We start from the raw sequence: 17,101 nt of genomic DNA on the forward strand, positions 1-17,101 counted from the left end.
CATGGACAAAGAAGACGCGAGATACCAAACCCTGGAGCAGCTTCACGAGCGGCGCAAGCAAGTCATCCGACTGCACAAACGGGGCATCAAAGTCATGGAACTGGTGCAGATGTCGGGCTTGAGCTACCCGGCTGTGCGCAAGGTGCTTGATCTGTTCGAGCAAGGCGGCTGGCCAGCCATAAAACCAGCCGGTCGTGGTCGCACGAAAGGCGATGCCCGATTGCTCACGCCCGAGCAAGAAGTCCACATCCAAAAGACCATCTGCGACAAACGTCCCGAGCAATTGAAGATGGACTTCTTCCTGTGGAGTCGCGCCGCCGTGATGCAGCTTATCGAACAGGAATGTGGCTTGAAATTGGGTGTGCGCACCGTGGGCAAATACCTGGCACGCTGGGGTTTCACCCCACAAAAGCCCATCAAGAAGGCATACGAACAACGCCCCGAAGCCGTCAAGGCCTGGCTAGATGAACACTACCCGGCCATCGAGGCCAAGGCCAAGGCTGAGGGCGGCGAAATCCACTGGGGCGATGAGACCGCACTGGTCAACACCGATGTACGCGGCAGGAGCTATGCACCAGCAGGTGAGACACCCGTGGCGTTCACGGTGGGCAGCACACGCCAGAAGCTGTCGATGATCGCCACGGTGACCAACCGGGGCAAGGCACGCTGGATGATCATTGACGAGGCCTTCAACAGCGACAAGTTGATTGAGTTCCTGGAGGCCTTGATCAAGGACGCGGGCAAGAAGGTGTTCCTGATCCTTGACAACCTGCGTGTACATCACAGCAAACCGGTCAAGGCGTGGCTGGCAGAGAGAAAGGAACAGATCGAGGTGTTCTACCTGCCCAGCTACAGCCCGGAACTCAACCCAGAAGAGCGTTTGAACGCCGACCTCAAGCAGGCCATGGGCAAGCGGGTCCCGGTCAGAACAAAGGCAAAACTGCGCGATGCGGCCAACGAACACATGGCCATGCTGGAGAAGTCACCCGAGCGGGTGATGAGCTACTTTCAGGATCCCCGCGTCAAATATGCCGCCGCTTGAGACTTCATGGGGCCGGAGCAATAACGAGCCACCTTTGGCCGAACCCTTGAATGTCGCCCTTGTCGTAAGCCTACGTTCACTCGACGCCAACCGCCAAGTTCATGCCGACGGGGTGCGTGCTCTGGTTCAATCCAATTGGGTCCGTCAGCATTTGCCTGTCAGAGTTCCCGTTCAGGTGTGACCAGTCGGCTGCGCATTGAGGGCATGGTGTATTCGGGCGGCTTTGTACCGCGATCACTCGCCAGGATCGAGCACTGAACGCGAAGCCCTAAAACGGTACGTCGTCCAGAGTTGGCTGCAGATGCTGCTGCAGGTATTCAAGCTTGACCAGCAGTTCGTCAAAGGTGATCACCTCCACATCCTTACAGGCGTTGCGGAACACCTCAAAGCAACGCAGTTCATTCTCTTCTACTGGCCGGCGTCCAGCGAGCACTATGCATCTGACGACATCTGCTCGGGAGGAACGCAAGGTCGGATTGTCAAAGGCGTGTTCCTTCCATCGCATGCGCAACTCGCTTTGCTGATGCAACACTTGCGTGATAGCGCCGCTCAGCTCCGAGTCTGGTCCAAATACATTCGGTGGCCTATAGGCTCGGGAACGCATCAAGGGAGCATCTGGAGTTTTGATTTCCACAATGGCGAGCGCCAGGCCTTGCTCTCTGAATAGAAAGTCACCAATCTGTGCTCCCGTTCCCGCAAGCGTAGATCCTTGGGCGTGAAACTGGGTGTGAGACAGCTCGACGGGCCGAGCGAAAGCCAGGCTCAGGACAAACTTGTGTTTCTCAAAGAAGCGTTGCCACTGTGCGTCCTTGAGGCTCTTGTTGAGCATTTCCCGGTACTGCCCAATCATGGCGGTCAGCGTAGCTCTTTCGATTTCCGCGTGCAGTCTCAGTAACTCAGAAGGCGCCTCGGCAGCCAGCACATCGACCTGCTTTTGTACGGATTGAATGCTAGCGCGCCGCTCCGCGCGCTCGCGATACGCGGTCTGAACTGCGTTCTCTCTTCGTACCTGCACCAATGGCGGTGCTTTGCGCTCAATCCGCTGGAACCTGTCAGGGGCGATCTCTGCGAGCACCTGGTCATGTACCAAGCTGTGCTTGGAATGCTGAATGAGTTGCCGTCCCCTAGTTTTAGTCCGGTTGAAGGCCCTGCGCAGGCTATCCACTTTGTTCTGGTCGATGAACACCGTCCGTCCAAGCGTAGTCGGATCTTTTTGCCGATCACAAGGACGTCAGCCTGCGGTATCAACGACAACGCCTGCCAAACCGAATCAAGATCCTTGATGAGGCCAAGCCCTTCACCGGGTTGATCAAAAATGTTGGATGCCAGTCTCAACGCCACGTGCGCCGCCACGTCTTGTGGATCGTTTGGCAACGTGCCATCCGCGTCATCTTCGTAAATCACGGTCTTGAAACGGCCGTGTTTCGGTGTGAGATAGCGTTTTGTGTGCGGGTTCGCATGTATTGGATACATGACGATGCTGTTTGGAAGGATCGTTGCCAACAAGGGCCATTCAGATTCAGGGCGCTCTTGCCAAAGAAGAATGTCTCGGTCAATCAGCTCGAACGTCTTGAGGTACAGCTTCTTAGCCGGCTCACCTTTTTCAGTCGCGTCGTGAACCTTGAATTGAGCCTCCATGACTTCGTTACCACTCAGAATTGCAGGACCTCCAGCGTCCTCGCTCGTATCTGTATCCATACCGTGTCCCTCCTGATCATTCTTGAATTGGTCCTCATCACAGGTGCTGATGTTAGTGGTCAAAGTCCGGGAGCAAGGCCCGCGTTTCATGTGGGTTTCAGTTCACATCCACTCGGTGTCGCTATGATCGCGTGCTAGTTTTACCTGCAAGCTCTTTAATACATGCGCCGACTGCTCGCAGTCATCCTGTTGCTCTCCTTTTTCTGTCAGGCCTTTGCAACGGCCCGCCAGACGGTCGTACTCGACCACGAGGGGGAGTTCCAGGCGGTGCATGCTGAAATGCATCTGGAAGGCTCCGCCCACCACCATGATGAACACGGTGTGGCGCACCAAGACGATTCCCAGGAGTCGATCCAGCACATGCTGGCGGACGCAGGCCCAGGGACCGCAGCACTTTTCCACGTCCCCCAGCTGTCGCTTCTTCTCGACCGCTCGCCCCCACCGGCCGTGACCGCCGAATCCGTCAGCCCATCTCCTCATCTGGACGGTTTACGACGACCTCCCCGACTGATTTCCTGATCCACCCTTAGCGCCGCGCTTTCCACACGAAAGCGGGGTTGTTCATCGGTGCGGTACTACTTTGATCAGGCGCTGATGCGTCAACGATCCTGGTTTGCCGCCTTTGATCGGTCAGGAATCACGTGCGTTTTGTTATTTCCGGGCTTGCGGTGCGTTGTGCCGCAGGCTGTGCTTTGAGCTGCGTCCTAGTTGGCGCTGCGGTTGCGCAGTCCAATACCGCCCCATCGCTTTCAGCCACGGCATCGCCCATGGCTCCAACACTGGCACAAGCTGTCGAGGCTGCATGGCAGCGCGCCACACAGGCGAGAGAAGCCGAAGGTCAGACACAGCGGGCTACTGCCGAACGGGTGGCGATCTCCAGCCTGTGGGCGGCCCCCCCCGCAGTGGAGTTTTCCTACCGGGATGACCGCTGGCAAACGTCGGCAGGACGCAGGGAAGCCGAGGCCGGCCTGGCGTGGCCGCTGTGGTTACCTGGACAGCGCAATGCACGCGGCGCTGTTGTCGATGCCGACGTGGAGCTGTCCCAAGCTGCTGTTCAAGCGGGGCGCCTGCATTTCGCGGGACTGGTGCGGGAAGCCGCCTGGGGCATTGCCGCGCAAAAGGCCGAGTCCGACCTGGCGGATGCCCAGGTGCGATCTCTGCAGGAGATATCCAACGACGTACGCCGCCGCGTCAAAGCGGGTGATCTGGCCCACGCGGATGGGCTTGCCGCTCAATCCGAGGCTCTGGCTGCGCAATCTGCACAGATGGCTGCACGGCAGCGTCTGAGCGCCAGCCTGTCTCAATGGACAACCCTGACGGGCATAGCCCTGGCGCCTGATCTCACGTCTGTCCCTGTTTCTGATGGTGCTGCAGTTTCACCAGGCGGGGCGCACTTCGCCGTTGAAACGCACCCCGATGCGCGTGTCGCTGCGCTGACGGTTGAGCGCGCTCGCAAGCGGCTGGACGTGGTGGCCGCCACGCGGCGCGACCCTCCAGAGCTCTTGCTGCGCATCCGACAAGACACCCCCGGGCGGGGTGAGTCGGCGCAAAACAGCATCGGCGTCGGCGTGCGCATTCCCCTGGGCACAGCGAGCCGCAACCAACCTCTGCAAGCTGCCGCACTGAGTGAGCTGGACGTAGCGCTGACCACGAAACAGCGAACCGAGGAGCGGCTGGCTGCTGACGCAGCGATGGCGCAGGCTGCGGTGCACACGGCCGAGCAGCAACTGGAGGCAGAGCGCCAGCGCTCGGCACTCCTGCGGGAGCGTGCCACGCTCATTGATCGGTCTTTCAAAGCTGGAGAAACACCGCTGCCGGAGTTGTTGCGCGCGCTCGCTGCAGCTACCCAGGCCGACACCAGCTTCGCGCGCCAGCAAGTGGCTCTAGGCCTGGCCCGCGCCCGCCTCCAGCAATCTCTCGGAATCCTTCCATGAATCTCTTGAATCTATTCCCCTCTCGTTCCCGCCTCTCATTGCTGGGAGCAGGCTTCGCCGTGCTGGTGCTTGCCGGTACACCTAGCTATGCCGCGCCAGGCGCGCACGGCCCCAACGGCGAGCACCTGGATGCCCCCGCTCAAGCAGGTGCCAACAGCGGCCCCGTGCCCAGTTTTGAAGCGCGCTCGGAAGCCTTCGAGTTGGTGGGCCGACTGCAGGGTGGAGAGTTGTCCATCCTGATCAACCGCTTTGCCACCAACGAACCTGTGCTCAACGCCACGGTCGAAGTAGAGACGGGCAATCTCAAGGCCCCTGCCAAGTTCCATGCGGACATGGGCGACTACGCCATCGACGATGCCAACATGCTCAAGGCCCTGGCGGCGCCCGGTGACCACCCCATGGTGGTCACCGTACTGGCGGGCAATGACTCCGATCTTCTAGACGGCAACCTCAAGGTCGCGGGCGCCGCGCTCGATGACCATGGCCACTCCCACGACGACGGTCACGCCCATGGGCCCTCCCGAACGGTCTGGCTGGCTCTGGCCCTGGTCGTCCTGGCGGCGGTCGGTTGGTTCTTTGGTCGCACGCCAAAGGCTGCAGGTACGTCCTCTAAAGGAGGTGCGCTGTGAACTCATCGACGCAAAAAACCAAGGCAACCAGCATGCTCCATGTTTTCGGCTTGAGTGTCATCACGTGCATCGCGGCGATGTTCCCACCTGTTGCCGTTGCAGCGCCGGGTGCCCATGGCCCGAACGGTGAGCATCTGGACGCCCCCACGGCGGTCAACGCATCCGGTTTGATGCGGTTGCCAGACGGTAGTGTCAACGTTCCGATGCTCGCCCAACGGCGCTTGGGCATCCGCACGCAGTTGACACCGGAAACCCAGGCCGCAGCCACCATCGAGTTGTCAGGCCGTGTGGTCGTGGACCCCAATGCGAGCGGTCGTGTCCAGGCGATCCATGGGGGACGGATCGAAGCGGGACCACGCGGTCTGCCGGTTGCCGGTCAGACCGTGCGGCAAGGAGAGGTGCTGGCCTATGTGGCCCATCACGCCGAGCCCTATGCCCTGGCCAACCAGCAGGCCCAGCTCGCCGAGTTGCGCAGTGGCCGGGAACTGGCCGCACAGCGGGTGCAGCGGCTGCAGTCCCTTGAAGGCACGGTGCCGCGCAAGGAGATCGAGGCCGCACGCGCCGAACTGCAGAGCCTCACTGCGCGCGAGAAAAGCATTGGCGCGAGCCTTGCGGCCCGAGAGGCCTTGCGGGCTCCCGTCTCCGGGGTGATTGCCAGGGCCGATGTGACTAAAGGCCAGGTGGTCGAGGCTCGCGAAGTCTTGTTCGAGGTGATTGACCCTGCACGAGTGTTCGTGGAGGCCACCACTGCAGATCCTGGCTTGCCCGCACGCACGGGTACAGCCCACTTGCAGGACGTGCCTGGCGTCAAGTTGCAGCTGATCGGCGCTGCGCGCAGCCTGCGCGATGGCGTGCTGCCAATGACCTTCAGGGCGGTTCCGGATCAATCGGGCAAGGCTTTGCCGCTGGCGGTCGGACAGCCCGTCACCGTCGTGGCCTCGTTGAACGAGCAGGTCAAAGGCTTTGTCCTGCCCGCGCAGGCCGTCGTGCGCAACAGCGCCAACGAACCGGTGGTCTGGATCAAGTCCGGTGCAGAGCGCTACATTCCCCAACCGGTGCAATATCGGTCTTTGGACGCCGCCACGGTGGTCGTCACGCAGGGCCTGGGCGCTGACAACCGCGTGGTGGTGCAAGGTGCACCGCTGATCGCACAGATCCGCTGAACGGAGCCCACGCAATGTTCAATTGGATCGTAAGGAACAGCCTTCACAACCGCCTGTTCGTCCTGGCGGCCGCGGCGCTGCTGATGGTCTACGGGGCTATCACCGCATGGCGCACGCCAGTCGATGTGTTTCCCGACCTCAACAAACCCCTGGTCACCGTCTTGACGGAAGCAGGAGGTATGGCGCCCGAAGAAGTCGAGCAGCTGGTGACCTTCCCTCTGGAGACCGCGCTCAACGGCATGCCGGGGGTCACGCGGGTTCGCTCTACATCTGGGGTTGGCCTGTCCATTCTCTATGCCGAGTTCGATTGGGGGACGGACATCTACCGCAACCGCCAGCTCGTGGCGGAGCGCCTGGCACTGGTGCGGGAGCAACTCCCCGGGGGCATCACGCCCGTCATGGGGCCAGTGTCTTCCATCATGGGCGAAGTCATGCTCATCGCACTGCCGTTGGCAGCAGGCGATGGTAAGGCCGCCGCAGCGACACCCATGCAGGCCCGTGAGTACGCGGACTTCGTGCTGCGCCCAAGACTGCTGTCGATTCCAGGGGTTTCACAGGTCATCCCCATCGGCGGCGAAGTGCGCCAGTTGCGGGTGGAGCCGGACACGGCACGCATGGCACAGTTCGGGGTGACATTGACGCAGATCGAGCAGGCCCTTCGAGGCTTTGCGGGGAATGCGGGAGGTGGCTTCATCGACCTCAACAGCCGTGAATTCCTCATCCGCCACATCGGCCGTACCAGCCGTGTCGAGGACCTGCAGGGCGTGGCGGTGGCCTGGAAGGATGGCCGAGCCATCTTGCTGGAACAGGTGGCCAATGTCCGGTTCGCTGCCGCCATGAAGCGCGGTGACGCCGGATACAGCGGCGTGCCTGCCGTCATCGTCAGTGTGCAAAAGCAGCCTGCGGCCGATACCGTCAAGCTCACCCACGCCATCGAAGCGGCATTGGGGGATCTCAAGCAGGGGCTGCCCGTGGGCTTGGCTGCTCCGAAAGTGTTGTTTCGCCAGGCTGACTTCATTGAGGCGTCCATCGGTAACGTGACCGAGGCCTTGCGGGACGGCGCCATCATGGTGGCCATCGTGTTGTTCGCCTTCCTGTTGTCCGCTCGAACCACTTTGATCTCGCTCGTGGCGATACCCTTGTCGCTGGCCGTCACGGCCATGGTCTTCCGGCTGCTGGACCAGTCCATCAACGTCATGACTCTGGGTGGCTTGGCCATTGCCATTGGCGAGCTGGTAGACGATGCGGTGGTGGATGTGGAGAACATCCTGCGCAGGCTGAAGCAGAACCGTGCCCAGGGCAATCCACTGTCCATGCTGGAGGTCGTACGCCGGGCGAGCGTGGAAGTCCGCTCGGGCATCGTCTACGCCACCGCCATCGTGGTGCTGGTGTTTGTGCCGCTGTTTGCGCTGCCGGGCATCGAAGGTCGCCTGTTCACGCCCCTGGGCATCGCCTACATCGTGTCGGTGCTGGCATCGATGCTGGTCTCAATGACGGTTACGCCCGTGCTGTGCCTTTACCTGTTGCCGGGGATGAAACGGTTGGACCATGGTGACAGCACCCTGGTCGCCTGGCTCAAGTGGCGAGATGCACAAGTGCTGGGCTGGTCGTTTTCTCGCGCCAAGGTGCTGATGGCTGTCGCTGCACTGGCGGTAGCTGCAGCAGCTGCAAGCGTCCCGTTTTTTCCACGCGCCTTTCTGCCTGCCTTCAATGAGGGTTCGCTGGTGCTGGGCATGGTGTTCAACCCAGGCACTGCGCTGGCGGAAGCCAATCGCATGGGCGCGTTGGCGGAGACGCTGATCGCTGAAGTCCCTGAAGTCACCCAGGTCGGGCGCCGGACGGGACGCGCCGAGCTGGATGAACATGCCGAAGGCGTGCATTCGGCCGAGATCGACGTGGACCTGAGGCGATCCGCACGCGACCGAGAAGCCGTCATGGCGGACATCCGTGCCCGTTTGGCCGTCCTTCCGGCCCAGGTGGCCATTGGCCAGCCTATCTCCCACCGCCTGGATCACCTCTTGTCAGGGGTGCGGGCGCAGATCGCGCTCAAGATTTTCGGCGATGACACGGACACCTTGCGGGGCCTGGCTGAGCAGATGCGCCAGGGACTCTCGGGCGTTCCAGGGCTGGTGGATTTGACGGTGGAAAAGCAGGTGCTAATTCCCCAGATCACGGTACGGCTGGATCACCGCAAGGCTGCGCAGGTCGGACTGTCCCCGGGGGAGGTTGTGCGGGTCCTACAGGCCCTGACAGATGGGGCCCATGGTGCGCAGATCGTGGATGGACTTCGCCGCTATGAACTGGTGCTGCGCCTGCCCGATGACAAACGCAGCCCGCAGGATCTGGCGCGAACACTGATCGACACCCCAGCGGGGCAGATACCGGTGTCTGCCATCGCCACGGTCCAGGAAACCGATGGCCCCAACCAGATTGGCCGAGAAAACGGTCGTCGGCGCATCGTCGTTTATGCCAACACGGACGGCTCCGACATGGGCCGCGTCATTGCAGACATTCGTGCGGTGATGGCAAAGACGCCATTGCCACCGGGGACCTTTCTGAGTCTGGAAGGCCAGTTCCAGGCCCAGGAGCAAGCGATGCAACTGATCGTCGGCTTGTCGCTGGTGTCTTTGGCAATGATTTTTCTCGTTCTGTATGTGCGCTACAAGTCGGCGGTGTTGGCAGGAATCATCATGGCCAACATCCCGCTCGCGCTCATCGGCAGCGTGGCAGCGATGTGGCTGGCGGGGGTGAGCCTTTCGGTGGCATCCATGGTGGGCTTCATCACGCTGGCGGGCATTGCCACGCGCAACGGGATTTTGAAGGTCAGCCACTACATCAACCTGTGCAAGTTCGAGGGTGAGGTCTTCGGCCAACCCATGATCGTGCGCGGCTCGCTGGAGCGGTTGACTCCGGTCTTGATGACGGCGCTGGTTGCAGCCTTTGCACTGACGCCGCTGCTGTTGGCCGCCGATGCTCCCGGCAAGGAGATCCTGCACCCGGTGGCGGTCGTGATCTTCGGCGGACTCGTCAGCTCGACCTTGCTGGACACGCTGCTGACGCCCGTGATGTTCTGGCTTTTTGGCGAAGGTGCCACCCGGCGCTTGATTGAGGGCAGCACCGCACAAGCCGAAAGCGAATCCATAGGCCAGGAGGCCTTCTGACTCCAGGCTCCAGCTTAATTCTCACCCACTTTTTGATAGGCCTTGGTGCGCTGCCTTTTGAAGCGCGCCAGTGAAACAAACTCAACGGAAGGAAACCCAAATGACCATGAAAAAGAACTTCTCCCAACTGATGGCAGCCACCGCAATCGTGATGGCATCCCTGACAAGTGCGCCTGCTGCAATGGCCCATGGTGCAGCCGAGCCTGCTCACGGCGGCGTGGTGCAAACCGCCTCCGATCTGTCATTCGAGCTGGTCGCCACCGCTGACGGCGCGGCAATCTACATCGTGGACCACGACGAGGATGCGGACGCATCCAAGTTTGGCGGCAAGATCACCGTGCTCAACGGCACCGAAAAGGCAGAGGCGCCCCTGAAATCTGCAGGCGGCAACAAGCTGGAGGCCAAGGGCGTGAAGTTGGTCAAGGGCACAAAGGTGGTTGCGCTGATCACGACCAACAGCAAAAAGAACGTCACTGTTCGATTCACGGTGAAATAAGACCCATGGCGCGCGGCTCTCTGTCTTTGCCTGCACTGCAAGGTGGTCTGCTGGCCTTGCTGGCTGCAGCCCTGTTTGGCATCAGCACCCCGCTGGTTCAACGCTTGGGTGCCGGGCTGGGCGCGTTCACAACGGCCGCGCTGCTGTATGCAGGGGCGGCTGTCGTGGGTGCCTTGTCCCTGCGGACCGCTGCTCACGAGGCAAGGTTGCAGAGATCCGACGCCGGGCGCCTCATCGCCATGGCGGGGTTCGGTGCCGCTCTGGGTCCTGTCGCCCTGGCCTGGGGCCTTCAACACACCAGTGGTGCCAGTGCCTCGCTCATGCTCACTCTGGAAGCCCTGTTCACTGCCACACTGGCGTGGTGGCTGTACAGCGAGACCATGGACCGCCGTGTGTGGGCTGCCATGCTTCTTTTGCTGGCCGGTGGCATGGCTTTGGTCATGGACCAGGGCCTGCAGGGCGGCACGCAGCTGCTCGGTCTGCTTGCGGTGCTACTGGCGACGGTGGCCTGGGGCGTGGACAACACCCTGTCCCGGGGACTGGCCGAGCGCGATCCCAGCCAGGTCGTGATGGCGAAGGCCTTGCTCGGTGCCGCTGCGACAGCATGTCTTGCCATTGCGTGGGGCGAGCCTTTGCCCTCCCTGAAGGCAGCTCTAGGGCTCTTTGCCGTGGGGGCCACGGGGTATGGCTTGAGTCTTCGGTTCTACCTTCTGGCGCAGCGGGCTTTTGGGGCGGCGCGGACTGGCTCCGTGTTCGCCTTTGCACCTTTCATCGGTGCGGCTGTAGCGTTCGGCTTCGGTGAACGGTCTGCGGGGTGGCTGATGCTGCTCGGTGGTCTTCTGATGCTTGCGGGGGTGCTGCTGCATTTGGCCGAGAGCCACGGGCATGAACATACGCACGAGCCGATGGAGCATGAGCACGCCCACCGTCATGACGATGGACACCATTCGCACGTTCATGACGTGATGCCCACGGGGAGCCACAGCCATGTGCACTTCCATGAGCCGGTCACCCACGCCCATCCCCATGCGCCGGATGTTCACCACCAGCACAGGCATTGACCAGACCAGATGTCCCAAGACTGTGGCAAAGGAACTTTGACGATGAAAAACTCGATGCTGTCGATTGCTACTGCGCTGGCTTTGCTGGTGCTTTCAGGCTGTAGCACCCCAGTCTATGAAAACCAATACGCTGTGTCCGAAGGCTGGAGAATCGGCAAGGTCACCAAACTGGTCACCGCAGAAGAATTCTTGAAGACAGGTAGCCCTCGCTGCCAGGGAATGGAGATTCGCCCCAATGACCGCTTTGCATTCATCCAAAGGCAAGTGACCCGAGCGCGCGGGCACTTCGCCAAAGTGGACCCGGACTCCGGCATCGCAGTGGGCGACGAGGTTTACTACAACGCATGGGACTGTGACCAACCTCAATTGGTGCCAAGGCTCCTAAAGGGCCTATGACGGAGCGTGCGCCGTAGAGGCTGATGAGACTCGTCATCGAGCAGGTGGCGGCAAGCTCTTTCTGACCGGGCCCGCATACACCACGCGCCTGGCATCGCGGTACTGCAGTTTGTCGCCCACGCGCACCACATCAAAGCAGACTGGGGACTCCTTGTTGACCTTGGGCCGCAAGAGGCAGCGTTGATTGTTCTGCGCGCTACAGCGTCCGGCGCTTGTGCGGCCGTTTTCTGAACGCCTCAGGCGAACATCCAGGAAGTAGTCATCGCTCCAATGGCGCCCTTCGGTGACATGGTGCCCGCCCACCGCTTAACGGATCTGCGCCGTGTTTAGCTTGGTTTCAGGGGGCGCTGCGAAGGCCATGGGCGCCAGTATCCCGCCCAGAAAATATACGCACAGCCCCCCGCGAAAGCAGCGGGGGCGCCGCGAAAGTGCCTGCCGTCATGCCACCATGCTTGAAGGCCAGTTGTGCGTCTCTGCCTAGCAGTATTCTGGGAGCGTGCTGCGGGATTGTTGATGCTGCCGGGCGGAGTTGTGATGCTGGCGCGAGTGGTGCTGCGTTTGGCGGAAAGCCATGGTCACGAGCACACCCATGAGCCTATGACCCACGCTCACCCCCACGCACCAGATGTGCACCATCAGCACGTTCACAGAACCTCTTGAGTTCGACCGGATAGCGATGGACATACGCGGTCTACATCTGACAGGATCCGTTGTCGGATCTGGCGCTAGTCCTTACCTCTTCCAAGAACGCAGCAGCAACGCATTGGTCACCACACTCACGCTGCTGAGGGCCATAGCTGCTCCCGCCACCATGGGATTCAACAGGCCAAATGCAGCCAAGGGGATCCCGACCACGTTGTACGCGAATGCCCAGAAAAGGTTCTGACGGATCTTTGCGTACGTGCGCCGAGAGATGTCGATGGCATCTGCGATCAACGCGGGGTCACCATGCATCAGCGTGATCCCCGCAGCATGCATGGCCACGTCGGTGCCCGTGGACATGGCAATTCCCACATTCGCCGCAGCCAGAGCGGGCGCGTCGTTGATGCCGTCACCCACCATCGCAACGTGCCTGCCACCTGACTTGAGCTGCGCCACGATATCCGCCTTGCCTTCCGGCAGCACATCAGCACGAACCTGATCGATGCCCAACGCGCTGGCTACTGCGCTTGCGCTTCCCTTGTTGTCCCCGGTGACCAAGACGGTCTGGATGCCCAGAGCATGCAGTTGGGCAATGGCCTGTTGTGAGCTGGGCTTCACTGTGTCTCCAAATGCCAATAAACCCATCACTTCTGGCGCATCGGTCACGTCAGCCAACCAGGATACTGTGCGGCCCTCTTGTTGCATCTGTACTGCAGCCCCGGTCAGACTGGCCATGTTGACATCCAACTCCTCCATGTAACGTGTACTCCCGAGGCGGATCTGGCGTCCTTTGATGACAGCAGACATGCCTCTGCCAGCTACCGCTGTGACCTCAGTGGCACGAGGAACGGTCACACCCTGGGTGCGTGCAGCGTCCATCACGGCCTTGGCCAGTGGATGCTCGCTGCCGTTCTGAATGGCCGCAGCAAACGGCAGTAACTGATCCTGGAGGCCTTCGGCAGGCATCGCAGCCGTCAAAGTGGGCTTCCCCTCGGTCAGGGTGCCGGTCTTGTCGAACGCCACGGTGTCGATGTGGTGGGCAACCTCCAGTGCTTCTGCATCCTTGATCAGAATACCGTGGCGTGCTGCAACGCCGGTGCCCGCCATGATCGCGGTGGGAGTAGCCAAACCCAGCGCACAAGGGCACGCAATGACAAGTACCGCGACAGCATTGAGGATCGCCTGTTCCCAGTTGCCAGTGGCAAAGCCCCAGCCCATCAGTGTGATGGCAGCAAGGCCGAGCACCACGGGCACAAAGACCGCACTCACTTCATCCACAATCCGCTGGATGGGAGCCTTCTTCGCCTGCGCCGACTCAACCATCCGCACGATGCGCGACAGAGTTGACTCTGCGCCTATCGCAGTCGTCCGTACCAACAACAAGCCCTCCGCGTTCACGGAGCCTCCCGTCACCTTGTCACCGACGTGCTTCGCCACAGGCAGGCTCTCCCCGGTGATCAATGACTCATCCACCTGGCTTGCGCCTTCGATCACCGAGCCGTCTACCGGGACTCTCTCCCCTGGGCGGACAACCACCGTATCACCTACTTTCACGCGTGAGAGTGGTAGATCAATGTCACCGGCATCAGTGCGCACACGTGCAATTTCTGGGCGCAGCGCATGCAGCGCCCGGATCGCTTCGGTGGTTTGTCGCTTGGCTCGGGCTTCCAGCCACTTCCCGAGGAGCACTAGCGTGACAATGACAGAGGAGGCTTCAAAGTACAGGTGGGGTGTGCCGTGCTCAGCGTGCTTGACCAGCAGGTACAGGCTCAAACCGAACCCGGCCGACGTACCCAATGCGACCAGCAGATCCATGTTGCCTGCGCCTGCACGAAGAGCCTTCCAGCCAGCGCGGTAGAACCTCGCGCCCAGCCAGAACTGCACAGGCGTGGCCAGGGCCAGTTGAATCCAGCCGTTGAGTGTCCAGTCTTGACCGAACAGCATGCCAAGCATGGGCAATACCAGGGGGAAGGACAGACCAGCGGCTAGAGCGACAGGCCACCAGGGCACCGACTGCTTGTCGTGTTCAGTGGGAGTGTTCGTATCCGCCACCTGCGCCTCATAGCCCGCCTTTACAACGGCGGCTACCAGGCGTTCGGGAGGCAATCCTGCATCGAAACGAACCTGCGCACGCTCCGTGGCTAGATTGACTTCCGCATGCTTGACGCCTGGTACACCCTTCAGCGCTTTTTCGACACGTCCCACGCACGACGCGCAGGTCATCCCACCGATCAAAAGCTCCACGGACTCTTCCGCTATTGCGTATCCAGCCTTTTCGACAGCCGCAGCCAAGGCCGGGACCGGCACCGTGGAGGCGGCAACCACGGAGGCGCGCTCAGTAGCAATATTCACGGTCACCTCACGGACCCCAGGGACGGCTTTGAGGGCCTTTTCAACCCGTCCAACGCAAGAGCCGCAGGTCATGCCAAGTATCGGAAGATTCAGGAGTGCGATAGATAGTGAGGCGGACGGCCCCGCTTCATGGGCAGAGGTGTTCATAGTAATCTCCATGTGGTGTTCAACTCCGGCGTTAGCCGGCAGAGTTCGAACTTTCAGGGTTGACACGATGGGAGACGCAAGCGAGCCGCCGCTCCTTGTTTGGATATCTATCTGGCCACTTGACCTTGCCCCAGTGGCAAACCGGAGACTGAAAGCCTCTTAACTTTTTCCAAGAGGCGAAAAATGCATGAATTCCAACTCCCCGACATGACCTGCGGACACTGTGCTGGGATGGTGAGCCAGACGCTTCAGATGACAGACCCTGAATGTAAAGTGCAGGTGGACATGTCCAAACGCATGGTCACTGTGCAAAGCGCGGAAGATCGCAAGACACTGGTCGAGGCGCTGACCGAGGCTGGATATCCGCCCGCCTGATCTAGGCTTTACAAAACGTAGTATTCGGAGCGCTTGACATTGACACGGTGGTAAGGGCCAAAGTCCTTGCTACCGTGTTATTCCATTGCACAGGAGCATCCATGACCACACTCATGAACATCGGCGAAGCGGCCAAAGCGGCAGGTGTATCGGCCAAGATGATCCGCCACTACGAGCAAACAGGTTTGTTGCCAGAAGCTGAGCGCAGTGAGTCTGGCTATCGAAAATACGGTGAGCGCGAAGTTTCGGTACTGCGTTTCATCCGCCAGTCGCGCCGCCTCGGGTTCTCCATGCCCCAGATTGCGGAGTTGATCGGCCAATGGGGTGACACGCACCGCACCAGTCGGCAGGTAAAGGCGATTGCGGAGCGCCATCTGGCGGATCTGGAGGAGAAGCTGCGGGAGATTATCGAGATGAAATCAGCCTTGGAGCAGTTGGTTTCTGTGTGCGCTGGCGACGACCACTCGAACTGCGCAATTCTTGACAACCTGGCGGCGGACAGTCCCTCGAAGCCCAACCACAACGCAAGTTTCGTCAAGCCGACTCGGCGCGGAGCCAAGGTTTCCAGAGCGCACTCTGGTGTGACCGACACGCCGACGAACAGCCAACTAGACCTTATGACGTGGATGCGCGGAGTCCACGTACATCGGAGCGGGCACTGAACTAGGCCCTGAGGGGGGCTTGCGAAGCCATCACCTTGCACCACGATTGCGGCCCGCCCGTACTTGGGTGGGCCACGCTTGTGGCCCACCCGTTTGCATTACTTAGGCGTGGAGCCCGGAGTGGCTTCCTTGTGCGGCATGGCTTCACGCGCATTGGCCTTTTCCTGACCACGGGCTTCGGCCTTGCTGGTGTCGGCGATGCCAGAGCCTTCACCCCGCGCCGTACTGCCATCCTTGGTCCGCTTCACACCGGTCGCAGGACGGGCCTTTTTGTGTTACTCGCCATGCGCTTGCGCCTTGGAGTTGGTGTAGGGCGTGGCCTCTTGGGTGTCGCCAGCGGCGAATGCGGACGATGCGGCGGTCATGGCCAGGGCGATAAGGAGAGTTCTCATGATTTTTCCTTGGTAGGTTGACGTGCGAACAGAAGAACGCCCCCTTTTCTTGAGGGCGTATCGAGACACTTTTTGCGCCTACTTGGCAGGCTCGATGGCGGTGACCACCATCTTTCCGCCCTCGTTGATCACCATGAAGCGGATCTTGTCGCCGACCTGCGCCTTGTCGAGCAGGGCCTTGTCCTTGGCAGCAAACACCATGGTCATCCCCGGCATCTCCAAGTGCTTGATGTCGCCATGCTTGATGGTGATTTTTCCGGCGTCCTTGTCGATCTTGCGCACCTCTCCATCGGTCATGGAGGCTGCGGTCGTGGTTGCGGCTTTACCGGCGTCTCCAGCGGCCTGCGCCACGGCCGACAGCGGCATGAGAGTGACCAGCGACAACATAGCGCCGATCAATAAAGTGTTTGCGTTTTTCATACGAGCTCCTTGTTCAATTGCGTGCAGGGATTCCCCGATTACTTCTTGACCACCGTGACCTGACCCTTCATGCCAGCGTCGTAGTGGCCTGGGTACAGGCAGGCGAACTTCACTTCACCAGCCTTGGTGAACTGCCAGATGATTTCGCCTTGCTTGCCGGGGGCCAGCGACACCTTGCTGGGCTCGTCATGCTCCATGTCCGGGAACTTCTTCATCGTCTCGTAGTGCTCCTTGAGTTCGGCATCGGTGCCCAGGCTGAACTCATGCTTGACCTGGCCACTGTTCTTGATCACGAACTTGACCGTTTCGCCCTGCTTGACGGAGATCGCGGCGGGCGTGAAGCGCATGGTGTCAGCCATGTCCACGTTGATTGTGCGACTGACTTTGGAGGCTTTGCCTGGTTCGCCGATGGCTGACTCCTCGCTTCCATGGCCGTGACCGCCGCTGTGGGTACCGCCCGCAAAGCTGTTGAAGGACAGGGCCACCAGGGCGGAGGCGGCGATCAGGGAAAGAGTGCGTTTCATAGTTACC

At 60.8% G+C, this 17,101-nt stretch carries 16 protein-coding genes; 10 read left to right on the forward strand and 6 right to left on the reverse strand.

The features are described 5' to 3' along the window. The first annotated feature begins 1 nt into the window (after position 1). Positions 2 to 1,042: an IS630 family transposase gene (locus tag PQV96_RS02190; RefSeq protein WP_044395424.1), complete on the forward strand. Its 1,041-nt coding sequence runs from the start codon at positions 2 to 4 to the stop codon at positions 1,040 to 1,042. Between the two features lie 268 nt (positions 1,043 to 1,310). Here PQV96_RS02190 and PQV96_RS02195 read toward each other — a convergent pair whose 3' ends face one another. Continuing rightward, the gene (locus PQV96_RS02195) at positions 1,311 to 2,228 is read right to left on the reverse strand and encodes a Shedu immune nuclease family protein (protein ID WP_207375265.1); all 918 of its coding nucleotides are present in this window, start codon (positions 2,226 to 2,228) and stop codon (positions 1,311 to 1,313) included. 614 nt (positions 2,229 to 2,842) lie between these two features. Next, positions 2,843 to 3,070, reverse strand: coding sequence for a hypothetical protein (locus PQV96_RS02200; protein WP_273624431.1), 228 nt, complete (start codon positions 3,068 to 3,070; stop codon positions 2,843 to 2,845). Positions 3,071 to 3,507: 437 nt separating this feature from the next. Here PQV96_RS02200 and PQV96_RS02205 point away from each other — a divergent pair, with 437 nt between their 5' ends. The 7 genes from PQV96_RS02205 (at position 3,508) to PQV96_RS02235 (ending at position 11,580) form a co-directional block, all read left to right on the forward strand. Continuing rightward, complete coding sequence (locus PQV96_RS02205; protein WP_273624433.1) at positions 3,508 to 4,674, forward strand: TolC family protein; 1,167 nt, start codon at positions 3,508 to 3,510, stop codon at positions 4,672 to 4,674. Further along, entirely contained in the window at positions 4,671 to 5,303 is a 633-nt protein-coding gene (locus PQV96_RS02210) for a hypothetical protein (RefSeq protein WP_273624435.1), read from the forward strand. The genes PQV96_RS02205 and PQV96_RS02210 overlap by 4 nt, the downstream gene beginning before the upstream one ends. A gap of 77 nt (positions 5,304 to 5,380) precedes the next feature. Continuing rightward, on the forward strand, positions 5,381 to 6,466 hold the full coding sequence (locus PQV96_RS02215; RefSeq protein WP_337931451.1) for an efflux RND transporter periplasmic adaptor subunit: 1,086 nt from the start codon (positions 5,381 to 5,383) through the stop codon (positions 6,464 to 6,466). Positions 6,467 to 6,480: 14 nt separating this feature from the next. Further along, entirely contained in the window at positions 6,481 to 9,627 is a 3,147-nt protein-coding gene (locus PQV96_RS02220; RefSeq protein ID WP_273624437.1) for an efflux RND transporter permease subunit, read from the forward strand. Between the two features lie 100 nt (positions 9,628 to 9,727). Then, the gene (locus PQV96_RS02225) at positions 9,728 to 10,123 is read left to right on the forward strand and encodes a hypothetical protein (protein ID WP_420482179.1); all 396 of its coding nucleotides are present in this window, start codon (positions 9,728 to 9,730) and stop codon (positions 10,121 to 10,123) included. A 5-nt stretch (positions 10,124 to 10,128) separates the two neighbouring features. Next, the gene (locus PQV96_RS02230; RefSeq protein WP_273624438.1) at positions 10,129 to 11,184 is read left to right on the forward strand and encodes a DMT family transporter; all 1,056 of its coding nucleotides are present in this window, start codon (positions 10,129 to 10,131) and stop codon (positions 11,182 to 11,184) included. A gap of 42 nt (positions 11,185 to 11,226) precedes the next feature. Beyond that, positions 11,227 to 11,580, forward strand: a complete 354-nt coding sequence (locus PQV96_RS02235; RefSeq protein WP_063459139.1) for a hypothetical protein — start codon at positions 11,227 to 11,229, stop codon at positions 11,578 to 11,580. Positions 11,581 to 12,312: 732 nt separating this feature from the next. Here the strand turns inward: PQV96_RS02235 and PQV96_RS02240 are convergent. Next, positions 12,313 to 14,721 carry a heavy metal translocating P-type ATPase gene (locus PQV96_RS02240; protein WP_273624439.1) on the reverse strand — a complete coding sequence of 803 codons (2,409 nt, stop codon included), beginning with the start codon at positions 14,719 to 14,721 and terminating at the stop codon, positions 12,313 to 12,315. Positions 14,722 to 14,904: 183 nt separating this feature from the next. Between PQV96_RS02240 and PQV96_RS02245 the strand changes: the two genes are divergently transcribed. Next, positions 14,905 to 15,096, forward strand: a complete 192-nt coding sequence (locus tag PQV96_RS02245) for a heavy-metal-associated domain-containing protein (RefSeq protein WP_056419638.1) — start codon at positions 14,905 to 14,907, stop codon at positions 15,094 to 15,096. A gap of 101 nt (positions 15,097 to 15,197) precedes the next feature. Next, on the forward strand, positions 15,198 to 15,758 hold the full coding sequence (gene cueR, locus PQV96_RS02250) for a Cu(I)-responsive transcriptional regulator (protein ID WP_337931453.1): 561 nt from the start codon (positions 15,198 to 15,200) through the stop codon (positions 15,756 to 15,758). A gap of 98 nt (positions 15,759 to 15,856) precedes the next feature. Here the strand turns inward: cueR and PQV96_RS02255 are convergent, their stop codons facing one another. The 3 genes from PQV96_RS02255 to PQV96_RS02265 form a co-directional block, all read right to left on the reverse strand. Continuing rightward, positions 15,857 to 16,006, reverse strand: a complete 150-nt coding sequence (locus PQV96_RS02255) for a hypothetical protein (RefSeq protein ID WP_207375269.1) — start codon at positions 16,004 to 16,006, stop codon at positions 15,857 to 15,859. A 222-nt stretch (positions 16,007 to 16,228) separates the two neighbouring features. Continuing rightward, on the reverse strand, positions 16,229 to 16,570 hold the full coding sequence (locus tag PQV96_RS02260) for a copper-binding protein (RefSeq protein ID WP_063459137.1): 342 nt from the start codon (positions 16,568 to 16,570) through the stop codon (positions 16,229 to 16,231). Between the two features lie 38 nt (positions 16,571 to 16,608). Further along, positions 16,609 to 17,094 carry a cupredoxin domain-containing protein gene (locus PQV96_RS02265; RefSeq protein WP_056419630.1) on the reverse strand — a complete coding sequence of 162 codons (486 nt, stop codon included), beginning with the start codon at positions 17,092 to 17,094 and terminating at the stop codon, positions 16,609 to 16,611. Between the last annotated feature and the right edge of the window lie 7 nt (positions 17,095 to 17,101).

It is taken from the genome of Acidovorax temperans (assembly GCF_028596105.1).
Taxonomy (GTDB): Bacteria; Pseudomonadota; Gammaproteobacteria; order Burkholderiales; family Burkholderiaceae_C; genus Acidovorax; species Acidovorax temperans.

What these genes read in the sequence shown, in the direction of transcription:
- PQV96_RS02210 (WP_273624435.1), top strand. Translation starts at nt 4,671, where the DNA reads ATGAATCTCTTGAATCTATTCCCCTCTCGTTCCCGCCTCTCATTGCTG.
- PQV96_RS02230 (WP_273624438.1), top strand. Translation starts at nt 10,129, where the DNA reads ATGGCGCGCGGCTCTCTGTCTTTGCCTGCACTGCAAGGTGGTCTGCTG.
- PQV96_RS02205 (WP_273624433.1), top strand. Translation starts at nt 3,508, where the DNA reads ATGGCTCCAACACTGGCACAAGCTGTCGAGGCTGCATGGCAGCGCGCC.
- PQV96_RS02260 (WP_063459137.1), bottom strand. Translation starts at nt 16,570, where the DNA reads ATGAAAAACGCAAACACTTTATTGATCGGCGCTATGTTGTCGCTGGTC.
- PQV96_RS02235 (WP_063459139.1), top strand. Translation starts at nt 11,227, where the DNA reads ATGAAAAACTCGATGCTGTCGATTGCTACTGCGCTGGCTTTGCTGGTG.
- PQV96_RS02265 (WP_056419630.1), bottom strand. Translation starts at nt 17,094, where the DNA reads ATGAAACGCACTCTTTCCCTGATCGCCGCCTCCGCCCTGGTGGCCCTG.
- cueR (WP_337931453.1), top strand. Translation starts at nt 15,198, where the DNA reads ATGACCACACTCATGAACATCGGCGAAGCGGCCAAAGCGGCAGGTGTA.
- PQV96_RS02240 (WP_273624439.1), bottom strand. Translation starts at nt 14,721, where the DNA reads ATGAACACCTCTGCCCATGAAGCGGGGCCGTCCGCCTCACTATCTATC.
- PQV96_RS02215 (WP_337931451.1), top strand. Translation starts at nt 5,381, where the DNA reads ATGTTCCCACCTGTTGCCGTTGCAGCGCCGGGTGCCCATGGCCCGAAC.
- PQV96_RS02225 (WP_420482179.1), top strand. Translation starts at nt 9,728, where the DNA reads ATGACCATGAAAAAGAACTTCTCCCAACTGATGGCAGCCACCGCAATC.
- PQV96_RS02190 (WP_044395424.1), top strand. Translation starts at nt 2, where the DNA reads ATGGACAAAGAAGACGCGAGATACCAAACCCTGGAGCAGCTTCACGAG.
- PQV96_RS02245 (WP_056419638.1), top strand. Translation starts at nt 14,905, where the DNA reads ATGCATGAATTCCAACTCCCCGACATGACCTGCGGACACTGTGCTGGG.
- PQV96_RS02220 (WP_273624437.1), top strand. Translation starts at nt 6,481, where the DNA reads ATGTTCAATTGGATCGTAAGGAACAGCCTTCACAACCGCCTGTTCGTC.